The organism is Idiomarina sp. 28-8 (assembly GCF_000320945.2).
Classification (GTDB): Bacteria; Pseudomonadota; Gammaproteobacteria; order Enterobacterales; family Alteromonadaceae; genus Idiomarina; species Idiomarina loihiensis.
Genome location: NZ_DF266789.1, coordinates 828,029 through 852,119 on the forward strand (window position 1 = coordinate 828,029; position 24,091 = coordinate 852,119).

The 24,091-nt window shown below is 46.8% G+C and carries 21 protein-coding genes and 1 tRNA gene; 11 read left to right on the forward strand and 11 right to left on the reverse strand.

Annotated elements, in window-relative coordinates:
• The first annotated feature begins 108 nt into the window (after positions 1-108).
• Genes dndB through dndE form a run of 4 tightly spaced genes read left to right on the forward strand, consistent with a single transcriptional unit; the run spans position 109 to position 5,170 of the window.
• Positions 109-1,200, forward strand: a complete 1,092-nt coding sequence (dndB, locus tag RJ32_RS04100) for a DNA sulfur modification protein DndB (RefSeq protein ID WP_034819308.1) — start codon at positions 109-111, stop codon at positions 1,198-1,200.
• Entirely contained in the window at positions 1,190-2,857 is a 1,668-nt protein-coding gene (dndC, locus tag RJ32_RS04105) for a DNA phosphorothioation system sulfurtransferase DndC (RefSeq protein WP_034819310.1), read from the forward strand. The genes dndB and dndC overlap by 11 nt, the downstream gene beginning before the upstream one ends.
• A complete protein-coding gene (gene dndD / locus RJ32_RS04110) occupies positions 2,847-4,805 on the forward strand; it encodes a DNA sulfur modification protein DndD (RefSeq protein ID WP_034819312.1) in 1,959 nt (652 codons plus the stop codon). The genes dndC and dndD overlap by 11 nt, the downstream gene beginning before the upstream one ends.
• Complete coding sequence (gene dndE, locus RJ32_RS04115; RefSeq protein WP_235598914.1) at positions 4,805-5,170, forward strand: DNA sulfur modification protein DndE; 366 nt, start codon at positions 4,805-4,807, stop codon at positions 5,168-5,170. Before dndD ends, dndE begins: the two co-directional genes overlap by 1 nt.
• 43 nt (positions 5,171-5,213) lie before the next feature.
• Here dndE and RJ32_RS04120 read toward each other — a convergent pair whose 3' ends face one another.
• The 4 genes from RJ32_RS04120 to RJ32_RS04135 all read right to left on the reverse strand — a co-directional run bounded on the left by RJ32_RS04120 (position 5,214) and on the right by RJ32_RS04135 (position 9,002).
• Positions 5,214-6,353, reverse strand: coding sequence for a potassium channel family protein (locus RJ32_RS04120; RefSeq protein ID WP_034819314.1), 1,140 nt, complete (start codon positions 6,351-6,353; stop codon positions 5,214-5,216).
• Between the two features lie 2 nt (positions 6,354-6,355).
• Complete coding sequence (locus RJ32_RS04125; protein ID WP_201029209.1) at positions 6,356-7,384, reverse strand: hypothetical protein; 1,029 nt, start codon at positions 7,382-7,384, stop codon at positions 6,356-6,358.
• 421 nt (positions 7,385-7,805) lie between these two features.
• Positions 7,806-7,882, reverse strand: a tRNA-Arg gene (locus tag RJ32_RS04130).
• Between the two features lie 175 nt (positions 7,883-8,057).
• Complete coding sequence (locus RJ32_RS04135; protein WP_034819316.1) at positions 8,058-9,002, reverse strand: YafY family protein; 945 nt, start codon at positions 9,000-9,002, stop codon at positions 8,058-8,060.
• 126 nt (positions 9,003-9,128) lie between these two features.
• Here RJ32_RS04135 and RJ32_RS04140 point away from each other — a divergent pair, with 126 nt between their 5' ends.
• Positions 9,129-9,767 carry a glutathione S-transferase family protein gene (locus RJ32_RS04140; RefSeq protein WP_034819318.1) on the forward strand — a complete coding sequence of 213 codons (639 nt, stop codon included), beginning with the start codon at positions 9,129-9,131 and terminating at the stop codon, positions 9,765-9,767.
• 45 nt (positions 9,768-9,812) lie between these two features.
• On the opposite strand, the gene RJ32_RS04145 is transcribed toward RJ32_RS04140, so the two are convergent.
• The 4 genes from RJ32_RS04145 to alr form a co-directional block, all read right to left on the reverse strand.
• Entirely contained in the window at positions 9,813-11,372 is a 1,560-nt protein-coding gene (locus tag RJ32_RS04145; protein ID WP_034819320.1) for a serine hydrolase, read from the reverse strand.
• A 148-nt stretch (positions 11,373-11,520) separates the two neighbouring features.
• Entirely contained in the window at positions 11,521-12,522 is a 1,002-nt protein-coding gene (gene cydB, locus RJ32_RS04150; protein ID WP_034819322.1) for a cytochrome d ubiquinol oxidase subunit II, read from the reverse strand.
• A gap of 3 nt (positions 12,523-12,525) precedes the next feature.
• Positions 12,526-13,914, reverse strand: coding sequence for a cytochrome ubiquinol oxidase subunit I (locus RJ32_RS04155; protein WP_034819324.1), 1,389 nt, complete (start codon positions 13,912-13,914; stop codon positions 12,526-12,528).
• 132 nt (positions 13,915-14,046) lie between these two features.
• Complete coding sequence (gene alr, locus RJ32_RS04160) at positions 14,047-15,138, reverse strand: alanine racemase (RefSeq protein ID WP_034819326.1); 1,092 nt, start codon at positions 15,136-15,138, stop codon at positions 14,047-14,049.
• Between the two features lie 139 nt (positions 15,139-15,277).
• Here alr and RJ32_RS04165 point away from each other — a divergent pair, with 139 nt between their 5' ends.
• Genes RJ32_RS04165 through RJ32_RS04175 form a run of 3 tightly spaced genes read left to right on the forward strand, consistent with a single transcriptional unit; the run spans position 15,278 to position 18,785 of the window.
• A complete protein-coding gene (locus RJ32_RS04165; RefSeq protein WP_034819328.1) occupies positions 15,278-17,317 on the forward strand; it encodes a S9 family peptidase in 2,040 nt (679 codons plus the stop codon).
• Complete coding sequence (locus tag RJ32_RS04170) at positions 17,314-18,135, forward strand: prephenate dehydratase domain-containing protein (RefSeq protein WP_034819330.1); 822 nt, start codon at positions 17,314-17,316, stop codon at positions 18,133-18,135. Before RJ32_RS04165 ends, RJ32_RS04170 begins: the two co-directional genes overlap by 4 nt.
• Positions 18,135-18,785: an alpha/beta hydrolase gene (locus RJ32_RS04175; RefSeq protein WP_034819333.1), complete on the forward strand. Its 651-nt coding sequence runs from the start codon at positions 18,135-18,137 to the stop codon at positions 18,783-18,785. Before RJ32_RS04170 ends, RJ32_RS04175 begins: the two co-directional genes overlap by 1 nt.
• A 36-nt stretch (positions 18,786-18,821) precedes the next feature.
• On the opposite strand, the gene RJ32_RS04180 is transcribed toward RJ32_RS04175, so the two are convergent.
• Both RJ32_RS04180 and purE read right to left on the reverse strand, forming a co-directional pair.
• Positions 18,822-19,910, reverse strand: a complete 1,089-nt coding sequence (locus RJ32_RS04180; protein WP_011233300.1) for an ATP-grasp domain-containing protein — start codon at positions 19,908-19,910, stop codon at positions 18,822-18,824.
• Positions 19,907-20,398 (reverse strand): 5-(carboxyamino)imidazole ribonucleotide mutase, encoded by a 492-nt coding sequence (gene purE / locus RJ32_RS04185; RefSeq protein WP_011233299.1) that lies wholly within the window; start codon positions 20,396-20,398, stop codon positions 19,907-19,909. Before purE ends, RJ32_RS04180 begins: the two co-directional genes overlap by 4 nt.
• A 186-nt stretch (positions 20,399-20,584) precedes the next feature.
• Here purE and RJ32_RS04190 point away from each other — a divergent pair, with 186 nt between their 5' ends.
• The 3 genes from RJ32_RS04190 (at position 20,585) to RJ32_RS04200 (ending at position 23,260) form a co-directional block, all read left to right on the forward strand.
• Entirely contained in the window at positions 20,585-21,130 is a 546-nt protein-coding gene (locus RJ32_RS04190) for a hydrolase (RefSeq protein ID WP_034819335.1), read from the forward strand.
• A 183-nt stretch (positions 21,131-21,313) separates the two neighbouring features.
• Positions 21,314-21,520 carry a cold-shock protein gene (locus tag RJ32_RS04195; RefSeq protein WP_011233297.1) on the forward strand — a complete coding sequence of 69 codons (207 nt, stop codon included), beginning with the start codon at positions 21,314-21,316 and terminating at the stop codon, positions 21,518-21,520.
• A 168-nt stretch (positions 21,521-21,688) separates the two neighbouring features.
• Positions 21,689-23,260: a PAS domain-containing methyl-accepting chemotaxis protein gene (locus tag RJ32_RS04200; protein WP_034819338.1), complete on the forward strand. Its 1,572-nt coding sequence runs from the start codon at positions 21,689-21,691 to the stop codon at positions 23,258-23,260.
• Here RJ32_RS04200 and cysE read toward each other — a convergent pair.
• Positions 23,257-24,084, reverse strand: coding sequence for a serine O-acetyltransferase (gene cysE, locus RJ32_RS04205; protein ID WP_034819341.1), 828 nt, complete (start codon positions 24,082-24,084; stop codon positions 23,257-23,259). The two genes, RJ32_RS04200 and cysE, sit on opposite strands and share 4 nt — an antisense overlap.
• Positions 24,085-24,091 lie beyond the last annotated feature (7 nt).

Consider the following 24,091-nt stretch of genomic DNA (forward strand, 5'->3'; position numbering starts at 1 on the left):
AGCAAGACAGCTTTGTATTTTTGCTGTAAGATGTCCGCAAAATTGTTCGTACGAACAAATCCCTAGAAATTACGAACTGTACGTACTATAACCTAACTGAACAGTATAATGAATCCAATCGTGTCAGGAGCTTCTTTCCCAGCTATTAAAGGAAAGCAAGCTAAAACAGAGTATTACATAGTCATGTGCCCCCTAAAAAGGCTGAATAAAATTTTCAGTTTGGACGAGGGGCAACTCCCCGTTGATCAAAGAGCACAACGAATCCTTAATGAAGAACGCATACCGGATATAACAAACTATATTTTAGAGAATAGAGAAAAATATGTTTTTTCTGCTCTTACGGCATGCATCGACGGAGTTAGTGAATTTGTCGCTATCGGTGACTCTAAACATGAACAGAAAATAGGGACTCTTGTAATAGACGAAGACGCTGACGTCTACATCACAGATGGCCAGCACCGGAATGCCGCAATATCCGAAGCTCTGAAAGCAGATCCAACCCTCGCGGAGGAAACAATCTCGGTAGTCTTCTTTACCAACAAATCGCTTGAAGAACGCCAGCGCATTTTTAAAGACCTGAACTTATATCCAGTAAAGACAGATAGTTCATTAAGCATAACTTACGACGATAAAGCAGATGCGATTTTATCGAAAACGATAATCTTTAGAAGTGAGCAGCTAACAAAACTTGTCCACATGGAGAAGAGTAATCTCAGCAATCGGTCGAAAAAGCTTATAAGTCATAGTGCTGTGAACAAAGCGAGTAAGTACTTACTTGGTCAAATTACTAAAAGCAATTATGAATCTTTAATACCTGTGGCATATGAATTCTGGCATGAAGTACTGAAGAACATGCCCGCCTGGCAGTTAGTATGTGAGGATAAAGCATCTGGCGGAGAACTTCGTGATGAATCTATTCATGCCCATGCGGTGACCTTTCACGCGTTCGGCTTGCTGGGCGCGTACCTACTTAAAAACGATGACAATTGGCAGAGTACGTTAAAAGGCTTAAAAGAAATAAATTGGAGCCGCACTAACCCAGAGTGGACTGGTCGATGCGTGAATAATAAATCCATGACCAACAATCGGAATGCAGCTGAGCTAACCTGCATACAAATCAAAAATAACCTAAAAATTCCACTTACCGATAAAGAAAAAGCAGTAGAAAGATCTTTTTTAGAGGAACGTAATGGCCACTGATAATGACGTACAGCTCCATTCTGCATTTGGCGAAAGCGGCTTAAAAAGCTCCATTCGACAAAGCATTGAACATATAAAAATGCTGTATAAAAATGACTCTGTTCCGTGGGTCGTTGGCTACAGCGGCGGCAAAGACTCAACCGCAACCCTACAGTTAATATGGTATGCACTTCAGGAGCTTTCCCAAGAAGGTAAGTGTGAAAAAAAAGTGCATGTTATTAGTACAGATACGCTGGTAGAAAACCCTATTGTATCGATGTGGGTAGGTAAGTCTTTGCAACGTATGGAGGAGCAAGCAAAAACTCAAGGTTTACCTATAACACCTCACCGGTTAACGCCAGCGGTGAAAGATCGTTTTTGGGTGAACCTTATAGGTAAGGGCTATCCGGCTCCAAGGCATAAATTTCGTTGGTGCACCGACCGATTAAAAATATCGCCATCGAATACATTTATAAAAAATATGGCCGACAAGAACGGGGAGGCCATCTTGGTTCTAGGAACCAGAAAAGCCGAGAGCTCAGCTCGCGCAGCTAGTATGGATCGATTTGAAAACTCGTCAACTAATACCCGTAAGGCACTTGGGTTAACAGAGAATGGCTCTCTAGAGCGTGTATGGGTATACGCACCAATAGCCAGCTGGAGCAACGATGATGTGTGGATTTACCTAAATAGTGTTGATAATCCGTGGAAATTCCCCAATCAGGATCTGATGGGAATGTATCAGGGAGCCACCGAAGGTGGCGAGTGCCCGCTCGTAGTGGATAAATCAACCCAAAGCTGCGGTGACAGCCGTTTTGGCTGCTACGTTTGTACTATGGTATCGGAAGACAAATCCATGAACGCAATGATTTCAAATGACGATGAGAAAGAGTGGATGTATCCTCTCGTCGCGTTGCGACAGGAAATTGAAGTAAACGATCCAAAACGCGCAAAGAGAATAGAAAAGCTCTCACGAGACAAAGGAAATCGTGACTTTAGACGTATGAACGGTAGTCTTACGGTCCATGTATCTAAACATGGGGCTGACCTCGTTCCCGGACCTTACATACAGTCTTTTAGAGAGCATATGCTACGAAAGGTCCTTGAAGCTCAACAAGCCGTGCAGCAATTAGGTCCAGACGAAGTCAAGGATTTAGAGCTATTACCACTTGAAGATCTTGAAGAAATACGCCGAATCTGGTTAGAAGAAAAACACGAAGCCGAGGACAACCTTCCTCAAATTTACGAAGAAGTACTTAACTCTCCTTACCCAGGAAAACCGCGCGCGCATCATCCTATCTTGAATATGAATGTACTCAACAAACTCAAAGCTCATTGCCAAGAACAAGGTGACGAAGATGGTCTACTGTACCAGCAGATGAGAGCAGTAATAAGTATTGCTAATAAACATAAAAATCAGCTCCGTAGAGCAAAATTGGCGGATGAACTGGTACACATTCTGGATAGTGGTGCGTTTAATAATTTATTTGAAGCAAAGCAATTCGCCTTAGAGCGCGAGCGTCATCGTTTGCAAATCCAGTTAAACAACTCACCCAATTTAAGTGAAGATGATAAGACAGCTATTGAAGAAAAAATTATTATGATAACTAAATCGATAAAGGAAAAAGGCTATAGTTCTATGCTCATCGAGTTTGAAGAGGTACACGGTGATAATTAAGAGACTTTCTCTCGAAAACTTCGGTATCTACAAGGGTCGCCACGAGCTAGATCTAGCAATAACGAAAGACAAGCCAATTATTTTATTGGGTGGTCTAAATGGTGGTGGTAAAACTACGTTTCTAGATGCTTTACAGCTAGTGCTCTTCGGTAAACACGCAAAATGTTCTAATCGAGCCCATCAGTCATATAGTAGTTTCTTAACTAGCACCAGAAACAGATATGTAAGCGATAGCGATATTGTCGAAATATCTTTAACGTTCACACACACAACCGAAACGACAACTCACGAATTCACTGTCATTCGTAACTGGAGAACAAATACTAAAGAAGTAAAAGACAAGGTTTCTGTTTACCGTAACGGACTGCATGACACTCACCTCAGTCAGTACTGGGATGACTTTGTTAATGAGTTCATTCCATTGAGTCTTTCCGATTTGTTTTTCTTTGATGGTGAAAAAATAGAAGACCTTGCTCACCCAAATCGCAGTGCAGAGCTTATACAAACAGGAATCGAGAGTTTGTTAGGACTCGACCTCCTTACGCAGTTAAATATCGACTTAAGTAACGTTGAAAGAAAACGCAAAACAGACAATTTAGATAGCAAAGTTAAAGATAAAGTAGTGGCTTTGGAAGATGAACTCGATGAGCAGTCCGCGGCAATATCGACCCTTAAGAAAGATATAGCAAACTTAGAGAAAAAAAATAGCGATACTAAGGTTGCAGTCAATAAGGCACGACAAAAGGTGCGTAATGCAGGTGCTCACCTAATTGAAGAGCGTGATTCAATTAAATTTGAACTAGGTGCAATCGAACAAAAGCTCAAAGCAAACTTAGCTGATCGCGTGAAGCTTGATGCTGGTCCTGGGCCACTTGGTTTAATTCCCAAACTAATCACGTCGACTAAAAAGCAAATAATCAAGGAAGAGAGCGCTAAACAGGCTCGCATGATTCAAAGTGCAATTAATGAATACGAATCAGCTATCAGAAACGCTCTAGCAAAAGAAGGGATCCCAGAAAAGGCTACACAGACATTGAACACGACGTTCGCCAAACTGGCCAAGGATCGCGAAAATGCCTCAAGAATCGAATGCTATATAGGTGAAAGCCTATCGATTTTTGACGGCTTAGACGAAAAAATAAAGATTGATGCTAAAAAGCGAGAATCGCTGCATAAGCAACGAGAGAGTTTGCTTGCGGAACAGGCTTTATTTGAAAGAAAATTGGAGTCGGTGCCTGAGTACCAAACGGTACAACATCTATTAAGCGAACTAGCAAATCTTGAAACTGAGCTAGAGAACTCTTTTGCTCTACTTAATCAAAAGTATGACTTGCTGCAACAGCAAGTAGCAATAGAAGAGATGCTAAACACACGTTATGCCAACCTCTTGACCCAGCAAAGCAAAGAAACATTTGAGCAAAAACGCGCTATTCAAGTTGCAGAACACATTGCGAAATTAAAGGAAACAATGAAGTCTTTCTCTGAACAGCTTATTGGAGAAAATATTTGCGATCTTGAAACCTACATTACCGAAAAATTCTTAATCTTATCCCGAAAAAATAACTTAATTGAAGGTGTAAGAATTTGTCCAGATAACTTTCAACTTAGTCTTCTAGATTGCAATGGCAGTCCTCTTAGCCCAAGCAGGTTGTCAGCAGGTGAAAGGCAATTACTTGCTATATCCATTCTATGGGGACTCGCGGAGGCTTCCGGCAAGGAAATACCTACTGTCATAGATACGCCTTTAGGTCGACTGGACGGTAAACACCGCAGCAACTTAATCAATAATTATTTTCCAAAAGCGTCATCTCAAGTCATTCTATTATCTACCGATGAGGAAATAACAGGACAATATTACGATGAATTAAGGCCCGCAGTTTGTCGTGAATATAACATTAGTTATGATGAGCATAAACAAACCTCAACGTTCACTGAAGGCTACTTCTAATGGAAAAAAATATGTTACCGACGATTGACTCTGTCAGACTATCAGAAAAACAAAAGCAGCAATTAATACGTCTTAAAACTAAGACTGGTATCGAAAATTGGAATGTTCTTTGTCGATGGGCTTTGTGCATGTCGCTCGCCGAAGACAGCGTTCCTCCAATTGAAGAAATACCCTCAGATAGCAACGTTGAGATGAGCTGGAAGGTTTTTGCTGGTGAATACGCAGATATATATCTGGCAATATTGCGCGAGAGCTACCACAACCAGCAGACAATGCTTGAGGGCATTAGTATTACAAATTTTGCTAAGCTACACATAAATCGCGGTATTAGCTATTTAGTTGCTTCGCAAAAAACTACTATATAACGTATTAGATCAATAATTTAGATGGAGCTTTTACTAAAATCCCCTACCTGCCATACTTTCGTACCAATGCAACTAAAAATAGACTTGTTAAAAACAGTCCTAACAAAGACTCTAAATTTGCAACAAGCCTACTCACCCCAGTTCCGGGTGAGAAGTCTCCATATCCTAAAGTCGTAAAAGTAACTATACTAAAATATAAAGAGTCCCATAGAATTACATACCATGGTAAGCAACCTTCGAAGAGAGATTGAGTTTCAGCGTTAGAGCCAGATGGAACAATTCCCAACAGAGCATATAAGAGAGTGCATATGACTATTAGACCCATTGCCCATAATACAACTTTCCCTGGATTTTGTCCGTAATCCGAAAGACAATGTAAAAGCCCACGTTGTTTTTTTCCATTAACTTTCCTTTCTAATTTCTTCTCTGATAGGAAAGCTATTGACGCATTATCTTCGTCGCCAGCTAATTCATACTGAATACGCATCGACCGCGTTAACGTCAGCAACACTGTTGATGATTTTTGAGTCTTTTTCGCAGACTTTATAGCCAACTTAAACTGCTCTGCTGATGCATCGTGGTCGTAATTCTCTCGATAAATTTTTGCTGAGGTTTCGTAATATTTAAACCCCTCTCCGAGAGCTAAGTCATCAGCAATATTCCCTGCATTCTTTAGAGCTTTTAAGTAAACTCCGCCTTTCTCTTTAGAATATTTATAAGAGTCACACAACGTCTTAATGACTCGATATTTCTCATCATTAGTGCCTAATCTGGATACTTTCTGATCAAATAAAGTTAAGAGGGCTTCTCTTTCTCCATTTTCGAGCTCATCAAACGGTTTATTTAGTAAATTGGCTTCATCCTGACTTAGTTTTCTCTCTAATTCCGATTTATTATCTAGTCGCTCTTCACTTTTTCCTGCTTTGAACTTCCCATTATCGACAATTAACCAAGCGCCCTCATTTTTCTTTAGTCTTTCTTTAAGATCTTCTAGCTCCTTTCTAGCTCTTCTTTCAATTTCCTCTTTAAAAAACTCAGAATCTGGATCATCAAAACCATCAGGCGGGTAATCACGATAAAAATCAATCAATAACTCAAAATCATTAAGCTCCTGGTGATCAGAGGTTGCCAGTTCTGCTTTAAGATAATTTACAAACTCTTGATATTCTTGCTCGTCCAGCATAACTAGTCTTCCATCTTATTCTCTATTGACTCTTTAAGGTCATTTAATCTGTCGTACTCTTCTGGACTAAAGCTATTTTTCTCTACGAAAGATATAAAGCTCTGAATTCTTTTCAATTTCCCGGTTTCTTTTAAGTCTTGAGGCTCGGGCATACCATGAATAGATTCCCCTTGTTCAAGATCGCTAACATACTCTGTGTCTAATAATGATACAAATTTTCTGGCATCCCCAGGATTCTTTATTTCCAACTCGTCATCTACGGAAGGGGTGATTGCTTTATATACAGCTTTTAATCGTTCTTCATTTTCAAACGAGAACTTTGCGTCGTCCCATTCCAACCATTCTTTTCCTTTCTTTGAAGGAGATAAAAACTCTAAAAGTAATCCGTAATGTCTAGGTTCTACTTTATCTCTAAATTCGGGATGTGACCGCATCTGCTCGAAAGCCTTATATCCTCGGTATCTCCTTCCCGCCTCGCGGCTAGATATTCCAAGTATGTCCCCAATTTCCGTATAAGACTTACCATCTATATATAAATCATTTATTAGCTTAGCACTCTGGAATCCATCCCATTTTTTGGGGCCCGAAACATGCCTAATCCCCATTAGAGTTGCCGAATATAATTTTATCTCCTCTTTATCTCCTTCAATTAGGATTACGTTGAGATTTTTCATTTTCTCACTCAACGTAACGCCAGCATTTTTCTCTAAGCTTTTTAATGCAGCTGCACGTCTGTTTCCTTCAACAACTATAAATTTTTTCTTCGAATCGTCTTTTTGTTCTTTATTTTCTGTAGTATCCAACAGACGAACTACCATTCTTTCCATTTCGAGAAAACCATGATTCCTTATTGAATCTTTTAATTCCCCTAACCTTTGGCCTTTTAGTTTGTCCAAGGTAACGTCTTGTAAGCCTTCTGCGTCACTATCAGGTATGCTGGCTACCTCCTTTTCGCCAAATAATCGGTAATTATTTGGGTCAAGCAGGAGTTGTTCTATATGTACTTGTATATCTTTTGTCTTTATCATCATAAATTCTCTACAGACACCTTACTTAGACCTTTACTATTGGCTTACTTTCATACACTAGACTTGACCCAACTCACCTTCTGTTCTTGCATAAGCATACCTGTCACCACTCAATACCTCGAGTCAAAGTTCGTCAGGTAAGGCCCGTTGGTTACACTTTATATATCTCGTAACACCGGAAACAATATATAGATAACATTAATCTATCACGACTTTGGTTTGTAAAGGTAGAGTCAGCTAAAAGTCATTTATCGAGATGATCCGTCAGAAGCGAATTTTATATGGCACAAATCTGTCACAGATTTGTCACAGCCCTGATTCACCGAGAAATCAGCCACAACAGCTAGCGCTCAAAACGAAAAACATCAAAGAGAAAAATTTAGAATAGATATGAAAGGAAGAACATCATTGCAGGCCAAGGAAATGGCGCGCCCGACAGGAGTCGAACCTGTGACCTCCGCCTCCGGAGGGCGGCGCTCTATCCAGCTGAGCTACGGGCGCATTTCCAAATTTTGACTTCTAACCACTGTGCCTATTTACCGAATGACTCCTGCCTCCGGAGGGCGGCGCTCTATCCAGCTGAGCTACGGGCGCGTAGTTAGGAGTCTTCAGAGCAGGCGTGGATTTTAGGGAATATCCGCTGCAATGTCCAGTGCTGCAAACCGCGCATGTACCACTAACAATAACCTATAAGCTGCTCGGCTCGGCGCCGCAAGGCTTGTTTTAAGCTGTCGGGGCTTATAATGGTGAAGTCGAAAGGTAAGCGAACCAGCCACCAGGCAAACCATTCTGTGCTGTCTACCACGGTTTCAATAAATATCGCGTTGTCTTCCTGGGTTAAAATACTGGCGCTTGTGCCTAGCTCGCGGGTCGCTGTGTCCAGGTCCGTATGTAATAAAACTCGCACTTTCAGGTTGCCTGGCATGGCGCACAGGCTTTGTTTGAACTGCTCGGCAGCGTTGTAGTTTAAAGGCCTTTCAAAGGTTGCTTTAAGTAATGTCACTTCGGCTAAACGGTCTAATCGAAAGGTACGGAGCGCTCGGCGCAAATGGCAGAATCCGCCTATATACCAGTGTCCTAGCCTATAGAACATACCGTAAGGATCGAGCTCGCGCTGCTGCCCGGGCTCAGCTTTGCCAACATACACAACTTGTACCCGCCGCTGGCTCTCTATGGCTTCCATTAACGGCATTAATAACGACTGTTCCTGCGGCAGCCCAGAGTCGGGCAATAACAGGTTTGTATGCTGTGTAATGGAGCGGGCCCTTGCCTGAATATGCTCTGGCATAACGCGCTCAAGTTTCGCCTGAACGCTGGTCAACGCAGGCGAGGCATCGGTCAGCTGAAGACTCTTCGCTGCCAACAAGCCTAACGAGAGCGCCAGAGTTTCTTCATGAGTAAACATCATAGGCGGCAGCTTAAAACCGGCAACCAGCATATAGCCTCCATGAGGGCCATGCTCTGTGGTAACCGGAATACCCAACTCCTCAAGCGCACTGATATAGCGCCTGACTGTGCGTTTATCCACGCCTAGCATTTCTGCAATTTCAGCACCGCTCAAACGTTTGTGGGACTGCAATAACTCCAGTAAAGCGAGTACTCGTGTTGTCGGGCCGTTCATAATTTTCCTGATAAAAGGCGATGAAAATAAATTTAGATAAATATTTTTATATAGGACTAATTATGACCTATATAACCAATATAGTTCTTATCAGAAGTAAAACCCATAATAAAAAGGAGCTGAGCTATGAAAGAAAATATGTCTAAAAACAACAAAGAAATCGTTTTCTATACTAACCCTGAGTCCCGGGCACGCATTGTTCGTCGTATGCTGGAAGAGGTTGGCCAGCCGTATACGGTCAAAGTACTTAACTACAATGGCGAGATGAAAACGCCCGAGTATCTGAAAGTTAATCCGTTAGGAAAGGTGCCGGCAATACAACACGGCGATTTGGTTGTTACGGAAACCGCCGCCATTTGTGCCTACCTTGCCGATCAGTTTCCGGAAAAGAACTTAGCGCCACCGCTGGACAGCCCGGAGCGAGGAACTTACTACCGTTGGTTATTCTTTGCGGCCGGTCCGGTGGAAATGGCCAACAGCGCCAAAGCCTGTGGCTGGAACCTTGAAGATAACCTGCAAATGGTTGGCTCTGGTAGTCACGACGATGTTCTGAAAGCTCTTGAATTAGCCGTTTCTAAAGGACCTTATATTTGTGGCGAGCAGTTTACCGCGGCAGATGTATACGTTGGTAGTCATATTAGCTGGGGCATGCAGTTCAAAACGCTGGAGGAGCGCGACTCATTCAAACGTTATGTTGAACGAATTGAGAAGCGCCCCGCTTTCCAACGAGCAACAAAACTCGATGACGAATTAAGTAAAGGCTAGAGCGTCTGAAAATAAGCAGCCAGAAGGCTCTGGCTGCTGACTCTTTTAATCGCCGGTTTCCCGCTTCTGTTTTTTCAAATTCAGGTTATGGAAATCGAAGCTGAAATCGGTATAAGGCGCTACGGCTTCCAGCGTTGCACTGCGCACTTCATTATTGCGATTCACGCTAAAGTCGATAAACGCATCAGCCTCCAGTAAAGGCTCGTCCCAGCGCACGATAAAAGTGTCGTCGTTATAATGCTCTAAGGTGCCTTGCAGCATAGGAGTGTGAGTAAAATTAATGCGCAGTTCGTCCTGTTCGTAGCTAATATCCATGTCGCCATACCAGGCATCATTGTAAGTACCGGTGTAGCTTTCCAGCGGCAGCGCGGCTCGTATTTCTTCAGGCTCTTCTACCGCGAACTCGGCTTTTCTTTTCATAAAGTCCTGATATTTTTGCTGCTCTTCCTCCACCCAGTCGCGGTCGGGTAAATTCAGCAAGTCTTCTAAGGCTTCTTCGGTAATTGCGGTTAAACCACCAAAGGCCTGCTGGTTACTCAGAACCACCATGCCAAAGTTCTTTTCAGGTATCAGTGTGGTCAGCGACAACATACCCAGAATACCCCCGCTGTGATACACCCGCTTTACGCCCTGGTAGTCCTTTACGAACCAGCCCATACCGTAGCCACCAAAATACGTGCCTTGTTCAGCAGCTTCAGGTGAAGTACCCAACGGTGTCGTTAACTGCCACATGGCCTGTTGCGAGGCTTCTGAAAAGAGGCGTTCACCCGATGGACTCACGCCGCCCTGCAACTGAGTGATCAGCCAGTTACCTAAATCATCCACACTAGCGGCGGTGGCTCCGGCAGCCCCAAAGTCCTCGAGAAAATCCAGAGGGAAACGATGCAACTCGCCGTTCATTTCAATAGTGCCTACCGCGACGTTGTCATTGCTTTTTGGTATGTGCGAAAACCCAACCACGCTTTCATTCATGTTCAGCGGCTCAAAAAAGGTTTTCTCAATGTAATCACGATACGGCATACCGGTAACACGGTGAATAACTTCACCGGCCGTTACGAACATCAAGTTGTTATAGGCAAAACGCTCGCGCAAACCGTGGTCAATAGGTACGTGCGCCAGCCCGGCAATAATATCGCTGGTGGACTTATCGGTGTTAGGCCAGATCATTAAGTCACCCGCTCCCAGACCCAGCCCTGACCGGTGACTGAGAATATCGCGAATTGTTAAAGATTGAGTAATAGCGGGGTCGGCCAGACGAAACTCAGGAATGTAGTCTATAACTTTGTCGTCCCAGTTTAGTTTGCCCTGTTCTACCAGCGTTGCCATAGCTGCTGCGGTAAAGGCTTTGGTGTTTGAGGCAATACCAAACAGTGTATTGGCATTTACCGGCTCACCGCTGTCTATATCACGCACGCCGAAGCCTTCAGCTAAAATCACTTCGCCGTCTTTAACCGCAACAACGGCCAACCCCGGAATGTTAAACGCCTCCAGCGTTTCCTTGGCGGTATTACGAATGCTGTCTGCGCTTTGCGCCCAAACAGGTGCACTGGCCAGCAAAGTAACGCCAAGCGAAACTGAACTTAATATTTTAAATAACGGTTTCATTTTAATTATCCCGGGCAGTAATTTTCCTTTAGCCTAGCGCAAGCTTAGAGTAAAGCCCAGCGGATAAGGCCACCCACTAAAGTGACCGCCAGTACGCCCAGACACCATAAGCCCACAAACCACAGCCACTTTTTAAATACAGGCTTCATCAGTCGTGGTATCCGCTGTCAGGGTCAACCTTGCCGCGGAACACCCAGTAGGTATAGCCGGTGTAAGCGAAGATCATCGGCAACAGGAACACAGCGCCCACGAGTAAGAACTTCAGGCTGTTGTCCGGTGCAGCGGCTTCCCACAGGGTAATGCTGCGTGGCACCAGATACGGGAATATGCTGACCGCAAAGCCAGCGTAAGCCAATAGAAACATGCCCAAACCCCAAAGGTAGGGGCGTCCTTCCTGTTTTCTATGCAGCGAGCGCAGTAAACCAATGGTCATCACCGCCAGCAGTACCGGCAAAGCCCACAGACCAACGGAGGCCGGGTAAGTGAACCAGCGCTCGGCAATAAACATATCGACATAAGGTAAGTAAAGGCTCACAAAGGCTATGCAGGCCACCAACAATATCGTGGTGTACCAGCCGGCACGGTAGCTTTGACGCTGCAGGTCGCCGCGGGTTTTCATCACCAGCCAGGTCGCACCCAGCATCATGTAGCCGATAACCACTGCCACACCGCAGAAAAGAGTAAAGGGTGTCAGCCAGTCGAACCAGCCTCCGGAGTATTCCCGTCCGGTTACCTGAATGCCCTGCAACATAGCGCCCAGCATAATACCCTGGCTCATGGCCGCTATCAGCGAGCCGGTAATAAAGGATAAGTCCCAGATGCCTTTGGCGCGTTTGGTTTTAAAGCGGTACTCAAAAGCCACGCCACGGAAAATAAGTCCCAGCAACATGGCAATAACCGGCATATAAAGCGCCGGCATCAGCACCGAGTAAGCCAGCGGGAACACCGCCAGCAGACCACCACCGCCCAGCACCAGCCAGGTTTCGTTACCGTCCCAGACCGGCGCCACGGTGTTCATCATCACGTCACGGTCTTCTTCTTTTTTAAACCAGGGGAACAGCAGCGCTATCCCCAGGTCAAAGCCATCGAGTGCGACGTAAGCAAATACGGCGACCGAAATTAATATTGCCCAAATCAGTGCGTAATCCATAGCTTACACCTCCTCATCGTAGATGCGCTCAGCGGCCATGGTGGCTTTATGCTTCGCGTAGTCGGGAATAGTAACCTGCTCCGGGTTCCCCGCCATTTTGCGCAGGATGTAGAAGGTGCCCGCACCAAAAACGAGGAAATACACCACAATAAAGGCTATCAGGCTGCCCGCCACACCGGCTTTGTCGATGGGCGATGCCGCATCGGCGGTGCGCAACAGGCCATAGACCACCCAGGGCTGACGCCCCACTTCGGTGACTATCCAGCCGGCAATAACGGCCACGAAGCCCATGGGTCCCATCAATAAGCTAAAGCGCAGCAACAACTTATTGTCGTACAGTTTGCCGCGCAGGCGCTGGAAGCCCGACCAGAGTCCGGCAAGTACCATCAGCATGCCCACGCCGACCATTATCCGGAAAGCCCAGAATACGGTTGCCACCGGCGGCCAGTCTTCCCGCGGGAACTGGTCAAGACCGGTCACTTCTGCGTCTATGTCGTGTTTAAGAATGATGCTGGCAAGACCCGGAACTTTCAGGGCGTAGTCCACTTCCGCGGTTTCTTCATTCGGCATACCGAATAAATACAACGGTGCCCGGGCTTCGGTATGAAAGTGCCCTTCCATCGCCGCGACTTTCGAGGGTTGATGCTCCTGCGTATTCAGTCCGTGGAAGTCTCCGACAAGAACCTGCAGCGGTGCCACAATGAGTGCCATCCACATGGCCATGGAGAACATTTTACGGGCGGCGGCGTTGGTTTTGTCTTTCAGCAAATGCCAGGCACCCACTGCGCCGACCACAAAGGCCACTGTCAGATAGGCTGCCAGCAGCATGTGCGCCAGCCGATAAGGGAAAGACGGGTTAAACACCACCTCAAACCAGTCGGTGACCACGAACTGCCCTACGTCATTCATAGCGTAACCAGCGGGCGTCTGCATCCAGCTGTTTACCGATAAAATCCAGAAGGCTGAAATAGCGGTGCCCACCGCGACCATCAGGGTAGCGAAGAAGTGTAACTTCTCGCCCACCTTATTCATGCCAAACAGCATGACGCCAAGGAAACCTGCTTCAAGGAAGAACGCAGTGAGAACTTCGTAACCCATTAGCGGGCCGATAACCGGACCGGCTTTATCGGAAAATACCGACCAATTAGTGCCGAACTGGTAGCTCATAACGATACCGGAGACCACGCCCATACCAAAGGCCACAGCGAAGATCTTCACCCAGTAACGGAACAATTGCTGGTACACCGGGTTGCGGGTTTTGAGGTACAGGCCTTCGAGAACCGCCAGGTAACTGGCAACCCCGATAGTAAAGGCAGGAAAAATAATGTGAAACGCGATGGTAAACGCGAACTGGAAGCGCGCTAAAAACAGTGCGTCAAAACTTTCGAACATAGCAAGCACCCTTAATTAAGGTTTGTCTCAAGTATACGCTTTTGTTGACAAAGATCAGGGGTGCCGATGTAAAACTTGTAGGATAAATACTAATAAATGCCATACTTTTTGTATGGCTAATGAACGAAAAACTTATACAAGTACTCTGGGAACCCTGCCGCTAACGCCGGTCAGCAAGTGCCAGGAAATAGTATCAGCACAGGCGGCGACTTCTCGCACATCAATATTAGGGCCCCAAAGCTCGACATCATCACCTAATTGCAGATTTTCAATACCGGTAACATCAATCGTCAGCATGTCCATAGACACTCGTCCGGCCAAACCCACACGCTTTCCACGAACCATTGCCGGTGTGCCATTTTCCGCCTGCCTTGGGTAACCGTCAGCGTAACCCATAGCAACTGTCGCTATAACACTGGGTTTATCGGCACTCCAGCCGCTGCCGTAACCTACCGACTCGCCTTTTTCCAGCTGGTGCAATGCAATAACCGGAGCAACTAAGCGCATTGCAGGCTTCAGTTCTGCCTGCACTTCAGTCACCGTAGACGGATTCACACCATAAAGCAGTAAACCCGCTCTGGCCCAGTCATTATCCTGAAGTGACCACTGAGTATCCGGGTTTAAAAGTCCGGCTGAGTTGTGGAAGCTCCGTGCCTGATAGTCTTTAAGGGTTTCCGACAACTGGCAGAACTGCTGTTTTTGACGGGCGTTTAAACGATGCTCGGCATCGGCGTTGGCTAAGTGCGACATTAAGGTCACACCGGCGACATTCTTGCTCGCACGCAGGCGCTTTAATGCTTGCGGAGCCTGCTCTTCAGACCAGCCAAGCCGGTGCATACCGGTGTCCACTTTTAACCAGACCCACAAAGGGCTAGTCAACTGCGCTTGCTCAATACTCTCAAGTTGCTGTTCGCAATGCACCACCGGGCTCAGCTGATGTTCACAACACAGGTTCAGTTCAGTAGCTGAGAAGCAGCCCTCCAGTATTACCAAGGGCCCTTTATAACCGCTTTCCCGCACCGCCAAGGCCTCTTCCATAAAACCCGCAGCCATACCATCAACCAACTCTGTCAACGCCTGAACGGCGGGAGCTACACCGTGTCCGTAACCGTCAGCTTTCACTACACCCAGAAGTTTTCCACCCGCCATTTTACGACGTACCCACTTAGCGTTGTGCTGTATAGCGGAGGAAGAAATCTCAGCGCGAGTTTGCCGGTAATGCATGGGGTTTCCTTTTTAATTTTCGTCCAGCCTTTGGAAAAGGCCTTCAGTTTACCGTATTTTCCAACAACTTGAACGGAACTCTTTGCATCGCTCCGCAAGCTTGAGTAACGTAAAGCCATAACCCAAAAGGAGAATAACAATGTGGTTAAAGCACTCAGTCATTGCCGGTAGCTTAGCGCTACTTTTCACTTCCGTTCCAGCCTTATCACAAGAAACATTCCAGGCGGACGATATTTTCCAGCTTGAATACGCTAATCAGGTCAGTATTTCACCCGACGGCAAATACATTGCGTATATCCGCAACAGTTTTGACGACATGAAAGACAATACCCGGCGCTCATTATGGCTAATTGATACCGAAACCGGTCAACATTTACCGATTTTTGACGATCAGTTTAACTACGGCAGCCTCGCCTGGTCGAATGACGGTACTCGCCTTGCCTTTGCCTCTAACCGTTCTGAAAAAAACCAAATTCATGTGCACTGGATTAAAGAGCAACGCACCGCCAAAGTCACTCACGTAAGCGAAAGCCCCGGCAGTATTAGCTGGTCTAACGACGACACCCAACTGGCTTTTACTATGTCGGTTAAAGCCGAGCCTACGCCTTTTGCTAAAAGTGTGAAAAAGCCAACAAAACCTAAAGGCGCTAAGTGGTCTGACTCTCCCATTATTGTTCAGGAAGCCTATTATCAACGCGACGGCACCGGCGTTTTAGAGCCTGCGCACACACAAATTTTTGTCGTACCTGCAGACGGCGGTAGCGCGCGCCAGTTAACCGACGGCCCTTACCGACATGGCGGCCCACTTACCTGGGCAGCCGACGATAAGCATTTGATTTTTTCTGGCAACCGCTCTGAAGACTGGGCCTATCAGGTGAATGAAAGTGACCTTTACAGCGTAAGCCTGAGTTCAAAAGAAGTGACTCAGGTAACTAACAAACCCGGCCGCGAGTCATCACCACAGTTCTCACCAGACGGCGAACATTTAGCTTACTTACACAGCTCTAACGAGCCGGTGCCTTACCATAAGTCACAATTATGGATAATGGACTGGAGTGAGAGGTCGGAAACAGAGTTACAGGCTGACTTCGATCGTTCTTTCAGCTCGCCACAATGGACAGGCAATGAGTCGCTTGCGGTTTCATACGCCGATCAGGGCAAAACCGTAGTTGCTGATGTCACCTTGAGCAATAAGCTGACGAATCGGGTGGATGATGTTTCCGGTGTTTACGTCAGCCGTCCTTATACTATGGGTTCATTTACCGCCTCTCAGACCGGCGCAATTGCCTACACCAAAGGCTCCGAATATCGTCCCGCCGATGTCGGTTATCAGCCTCAAGGGGGAGAGTCGGTTCAGTTTACTCAGCTAAATGAAGACCTGCTTGGCCACCGTGAACTGGGTGAAGTTCACGAAATTCGCTATGAGTCGCGCTACGACGGGCAGGAAATTCATGGCTGGTATATTACTCCGCCGAATTATGATGAAAACAAAGAGTATCCTCTGCTGTTAGAAGTGCATGGTGGCCCTCATCTGTCTTACGGTCCACACTTTGCCGCAGAGCACCAGCGCTACGCAGCCGAAGGCTATGTGGTGCTGTACGTGAACCACCGCGGCAGTACGTCTTACGGTAAAGACTTTGCCATGCTGCTGGACGGCAACTACTCATCACCTTACGACTTTGCTGATCACATGAGTGGCATTGATTTGCTCATTGATAAGGGTATTGCCGACTCAGACAACCTCTTTATAGCTGGCGGCTCTGCCGGCGGTATTGCAACCGCCTATGCGGTAGGTCTGACTAACCGCTTTAACGCCGCGGCAGCCACTAACCCCGTTATTAACTGGGTGAGTAAAGTACTGACAGCTGATAGCTCTATTGGTCAAATTACAAACCAGTTCCCGGGTATGCCATGGGAAGAATTGGAGCATTACTGGCAACGCTCCCCGCTGTCTATGGTGGGTGACGTTGAAACACCTGTACTGCTGTTTACAGGAGAGAAGGACCGCCGTACGCCGATATCGGAGACCGAGCAGTTCTACCAGGCGTTGAAGCTGCAAAAAGTCGATACCGCAATGGTACGCGTGCCCGGTGCTTTTCACGGTGTTACGGCTCGCCCTTCTAATATGATAGCCAAAATTGAACACGCTCTGGCGTGGTTTGAGCAGTATAAGAAATGAGAATAGCGACACTGGGCCCTGCCGGCACCTTTTCAGAGGTTGCGGCGGGGCTGTATCAACCCGAAGAACAACACCAAATTCAGTTACTGGACAGCTTGGTAAGTTGTCTGGACGCAATTGGTAATGACTGCGACGCTGCGGTTGTGCCTATCGAAAACTTAACCGAGGGCTTTGTCTCTCCTGTTGTCGACTACCTGGTTCAGCGTCCGTTACATATTCAGGCGGAAATTCGCATTCCGGTTGGTTTTCAGTGCCTGGCCAATAGTGCTCAGCCGCAGCAAATATGGGCACAGTTCGTCGCCGCCGGTCAATGCAATCAGTATCTGAATGGATTGGGGCTTCCGGTTATACACACCGCAAGTAATGCGTTGTCGCTCGATGCGTTGCTGGCCACTGAAAAGCCATCTGCGGCGGTGGTTCCCAAGCACGTAAACTGCCCCGCTTCATTACAGATTCTGAACAGCAACATTGCTGACAACCCACGTAACGAAACGCGCTTCGTGGTATTATCTGCAACATCTGAAACGCCGGAATTTGATAAAAGTACGCATTGGAAAAGCAGTTTACTGCTCATTGACGACAACGACCATCCGGGTTTATTGGTCGACAGCTTACAAGTTTTTGCGAAACAGCAAATCAACTTAACCTCCATTGTTTCAAGACCGGCGGGCAGTCAGTTTGGTGACTATCATTTCTTTATCGATTTTGACGGGCACCTCAGCGAGCCAGGTGTAGCAGCCGCTTTGCAGGAACTGGCTAAAATGAACAACATTCACTGGCTGGGTTCGTACCCGGCCGCAGCTATAGGGAATCAGTAATGTCTCTGGAAGTTATTAAACATGAGCCGGCGGGTAACGCCGATGCAGTCATAATTTGGCTTCACGGTTTAGGTGCGTCCGGTAACGACTTTGTACCCATGACAGAGCATATAAAAATCGCTAATGCGCAGATTCGCTTTTTATTTCCGCATGCTCCGCAAATGCCGGTCACCATAAACCAGGGCATGGTCATGCCAGCCTGGTATGACATTACGGACATGAGCATTGATCGCCAAATTGACAGCCAGCAACTGCGCGAGTCAGCAGCTAAAGTGCACGCCATGATCGACGAACAAGTTGCTCAGGGCATAGACAGCAAACGCATTATTATTGCCGGATTTTCACAAGGTGGCGCGGTGGGTTATGAAGCGGCTTTGACTTACCCTAAACCACTGGCGGGTTTAATGGCGCATTCAACTTACTTTGCCACTGCGGGTGACATTGAGGTAAATGAAGCCAATGCGCAACTGCCTATTTTGGTTCAGCACGGTACGCAGGACCCGGTAGTACCGGAAGTTCTGGGACAAAAAGCCTGTGCGGTATTAAAAGAAAAAGGTTTTACAGTTACTTATCAGACCTACCCAATGCCACATTCACTGTGTATGGAGCAGGTTCAGGATATGCAGAAATGGCTGAATGAGCGGTTTTAGCCGCTCATTCGCAGAATTATTAACGCCCTAAAAAGTTTAGCCAACCAGTAGTTGCAGCTTTTCAGCCCAACTGCTGGCCAGGTTCTCGCCGCGTTCAAACGAATCAATCATGATATTAACGTGACCCACTTTACGCCCGTGACGTGCCTCTTTACCGTACCAGTGACAGTCGGCAGCGGCGGCTTCCCACAAAGCTTCCGGAATACCGGCAACACCAATTACGTTCACCATTAATGTCGGCGCGATCAGCAAGTCCGGCAATGGCAAGCCGGTAATAGCACGTATATGCAAATTAAACTGATCGCAGTTAGCACCGCTCATCGTCCAGTGACCGGAATTATGAACCCGCGGTGCCACTTCGTTCACCAGCAAGTGTTGGTTGTCACCTTCACCGACAACGAAGAACTCAATAGCTAATACACCGACGTAGTCCAGCGCATTGGTCAGTTTCTGATGATGTTCTTTGGCTAAGGTTTCCAGTTTTTTTGAAAAATGCTCTGCACCCGCCAGGCTATACGACAAAATACCCTGGGTATGCACGTTCAACGTCAGCGGGAAACAACGCTGTTCACCTTTATGTGAACGCGCACCGACAACCGACACTTCATCGGTAAAATCGATCATGTCTTCAACAATACCCGGGCGTTGCCCGGCGTCTTCCGCAACGGCCGCAATGTCGTCACCCGGACGCCAGCGCCACTGACCTTTGCCATCGTAACCGCCTTTTGCCGATTTAATCACAACTGCATGGTCGCAGCCGTTTAAAATAGCGCTTAACTCAGCTGCGTTTTCGTATGCCTTCCAGGCCGATGTAGGTATATCCAGCTCATCGCACAAGGCTTTTTGAGAGCGACGGTCAACCAGCAGATTAAAACGTTCAGGTTGCAACAGAAATTTGTCGGCAGCTTTAGCCACCAGCTCTTCACCTAAGTGCTCGTGCTCCCAGGTTGTCACATCAGCCCATTCATTCGCTTCCGCTAACGTCATCGATAACGGCTGCTGGCTACCCAATGCCATGACCTGATCTTGCCGGTCGCTGTATAAAACACATTCATGGCCCTGCTGAATAACAGCTTTACCCAGCATTTGCCCTAACTGGCCGTTACCAAGGATCAGGATTTTCATTTTGGTAATTCCAAGTCTGAGTTAGCCATCACTTTTTCTTTTTGTGCAGTGCGGAATTCGTGTACCCGTTTGCGCACGTCACTGTCAAAGCTGCCAATAACCTGTGCCGCCAGTAAGCCTGCGTTTGCCGCGCCGGCATCGCCAATAGCCAGAGTACCAACAGCGACACCCTTAGGCATTTGCACAATAGACAATAAGCTGTCTAAACCTTTTAACTGCTTGCTCGGAACCGGCACACCAAACACTGGAATAGCAGTATAAGCCGCCAGCATACCCGGTAAATGAGCAGCACCACCGGCTCCCGCAATAACCACAGGCACACCATCTTGTTCCGCTTGTTCCATTGTCGATTTAAGTAAGTCCGGCGTGCGGTGTGCAGAGACCACTTTCGCCTGCCATTTAATGCCCAGGGACTCGAGCATTTCTGCCGCTTTTTGCATTACCGGCCAATCGGACTGGGAACCCATTAGAATCAATACCGGAGCCATGGTGTCACCTTTTATTTACTGTTTGGATGTGCATCTGCATTTGGAAAGGCGGGGATTGTAGCCATTGACCGCCTTAACTGCAAATTTCACGCATAATTATTAACCAAGTTTAGACTTTTTGCTGATGGTAGTGTTAATCAGCTAGAGTTAGTATCTGTTATCACTTAGTACCAACAGGAATACATCATGCTACTTTCTGCGAAAGACTCTTTACTACTGATTGTTGATGCTCAGGAGAAGTTACTGCCAGCCATCCACCAACGCGATGTGGTTACTTCTCGTATGCGCTGGCTAGGTGAAATTGCCATGCAACTGGATTTGCCTATTCTTATTACCGAACAGTATCCGAAAGGCTTGGGCTACACCGTTGATAGCCTGCAGGATATTATTGAAGCCGCGCGTGTGGTGGAAAAAACACACTTTAGTGCGCTGCGCGACGACACCTTTCGCGACGTACTTTCTGAATACAATAAAAAGCATGTGGTTATTATGGGCATGGAAACCCACGTCTGTGTCTTGCAAACAGCAATAGAGCTTCAGGCTTCGGGTTATCAGGTCTTCTTACCCGCTGACACAGTAGGCTCGCGCCGCCCTACAGACAAGGACAGTGCCATTGAGCGCATGCGAAACGCCGGCGTTGAAATTATTACTTCAGAGATGGCGGCATTTGAATGGTTAGAGAAGTCCGGCACCGATACTTTTCGCCATATCAGCCGTAACTGGTTAAAATAACGCAAGGTATTGTTGACTCGGGTTATATTAAGCGTATACTCGAAACCGCTGAGAAAATTTCGGCTATTGATTTGAGATTTTTTACGAAGTCCTTTTTGCTGTACCTCGTTTTGTAAGTCCAAGTAATACCTAAGTTTTTTGAGCAATACATTGATTTCAACATGCACTACGAGGAATATCAGCATGTCTACTACTACTGGTAAAGTAAAATTCTTTAACGAAGCTAAAGGCTTCGGTTTCATCGAACAAGAAAACGGCGCAGACGTTTTCGTACATTTCAGCGCTATTCAGTCTGACGGTTTTAAAACTCTGGCAGAAGGCCAGCAGGTTTCTTTCACCGTAGCTCAAGGCCCTAAAGGTCCACAAGCTGAAAACGTAGTTCCTATGTAAGGAACCTTCGTTGCCCTTACGGGTATCGAACGTTTACACAAAGAATTTCAAAAACGTCGCTTTTAGCGGCGTTTTTTTATGGCTAAATGCCTACTTCGCTAAACTTTTTCTAGAAAATCACGATAACCTTACTAATATTGATGTTAATCAAACAACTTTAAGGCGCTTATGAAAAATAATGGTCCGGTAACAGGAAAGGAAAGCCGCTTTCCAGACCACTATCGGTTGATATCTTCAACCGATCTAAAAGGGGTCATCAGACACTGTAACGAAGACTTCGTTAATATTAGTGGCTATACTCGCGACGAACTAATTGGTTCACCGCACAACCTTTTGCGTCACCCCGATATGCCGGCCAGCGTTTTCGAGCATATGTGGAAAACCATTAAACGCGGCAAACCCTGGATGGGCTTAGTTAAAAACCGCTGTAAAAATGGCGACCACTATTGGGTCAGTGCTTATGTTACGCCAATAATGGAGAACGATAAGCCGGTGGGTTTCGAATCGGTGCGGGTTGCCACCTCAGATGAACTCAAAAAACGCGCACAAGGCGTTTATGACAGGCTTAACGCCGGTAAACATGCCGTTCCACTTGGCAAACGTATATGGCTAGGCTGTAAAGATTTAATACCCGTAATAGTTCCCGGTGTGATAGCCAGTGCCATTATAGCCTTACTAGGTGACCCCGTAGCGGCACTTATCACTTTAGCAGGTACGGCGGTATCAACGCTTGCTTATGGCGCCTATGTTGGCCGTATGCTGCAAGGGCTATTAACTTTGCGCACAGATGCTTTCGACTCTGAGCTGGTCGGTATGACTTACTTCGACAAGCAGGGCCGGGAAGCCAGGCTTGCTATGCAGCTCATTAGCGAAGGCGCTCGTAACCGAACCGCTTTAAGTCGCATGAAAGACGCGGTCGGCGGTCTTCTGAAAGTTACCGAAGATACATACAATCAGGCACAGTTAAGCAGTCAGCACGTCGATAAACAGACCGCTGCTACCCAGCAGACTGCAACCGCAATGAACCAGATGGCGACCGCTATTCAGGAAGTGGCCGACACAATAGAGCGTAATGCGGAGCAGGCCGAATCAGCCAAAACCAACATTGACGAAAGTGTCGGGCTGGCGAGAGAAGCCAGTGAAGTTATTATCAGGCTGCATGACGCAGTAAAAGAAATAGCCAAAACGGTGGAAGAGCTTGATCAATCTACCGGGGCTATCGGCGAAGCCGCTGATTTAATCTCGTCTATTGCTGACCAAACCAACTTATTGGCATTGAACGCCGCAATTGAAGCCGCTCGTGCCGGTGAACACGGCCGCGGATTTTCCGTGGTCGCTGACGAGGTTCGCTCTCTGGCCTCAAGAACCACTCAGTCCACCGAAGGTATTCACAAAGTTATTCAGCAACTGCGCGATCGTGCCCGTAATGCCGTAGAAGTATCGAAACAAGGCGAGCAGGCAGCATCGGAAGGGGTGGAAAAAGTTCGTTTAGCGGACAGCGCGCTGGGTGAAATTTCAGTGGCAATTCGGGAGATTTCTGACATGTCAGCGCAAATGGCGTCTGCTGTCGAAGAGCAAAGTGGGGTTGCCGACCATATCAGCGAACAAATCACTCAGATTGCCGATACTGCTCGCGAGACTCAAAAAACGGCAGATCAAACTCAGCACTCAAGCAACGAACTGCAAAATACCAGCAAAGAGCTGTATTCATTGATTGAGCGCTTTAACTTGAAAAGTTAATGGTTCTGCTCATCTGATGCAGAAGCATCATCTTTGTGGGCGCGTCGTTTAGCGGCGCGTTCGCTTTCTTCCAGAAACTCGACGTCATCCATATCAACTTCAGGGATCTCTCCGCAGACATCGCCACCTAGCTTATTAACCGCCTGGCATAGGTCAGACACTTTGTTATCCAGCACCTGCACATGATCCAACATCCGGCCTATTGCTGTTGCCACCGGATCAGGATTATCTGCCGAGATAGCGTAAGCATCAAAACCGTATTCCTGAGCCATTTTCTTGCGCCGCTCAGTCGTTTCTTTATCAACACCAGACTGAGCCACGCGAGCCGGAATGCCTACGACCGTTGTTAACTCGGGTACATCGCGGACAACGACGGCATTAGAACCAATGCGAGCAGACTTTCCCACCGTAATTGGACCCAGTACTTTAGCGCCGGCTCCAATAACTACTCCGTCCTTCAGGGTCGGGTGCCGCTTACCTTTATTCCAGCTTGTACCACCAAGAGTAACACCATGGTAAAGAGTGACATCATCACCAATTTCCGCAGTTTCACCAATAACCACACCCATACCGTGGTCGATAAAGAAACGACGACCAATTTTAGCCCCGGGATGAATCTCAATACCGGTAAGCCAACGTGAAATATTAGAGACAAAACGGGCAAGCCAGTACAGTTTCCAGCCCCAGAGCTTATGACTTACGCGATGAAACCAGGTAGCATGAAGCCCGGGATAGTGAAATAACACTTCCATGGTATTGCGCGCAGCCGGGTCTCTTGCAAAAACGCTGGCTATATCTTCTTTTACACCTTTAAAAAACGCCATGCCGCCT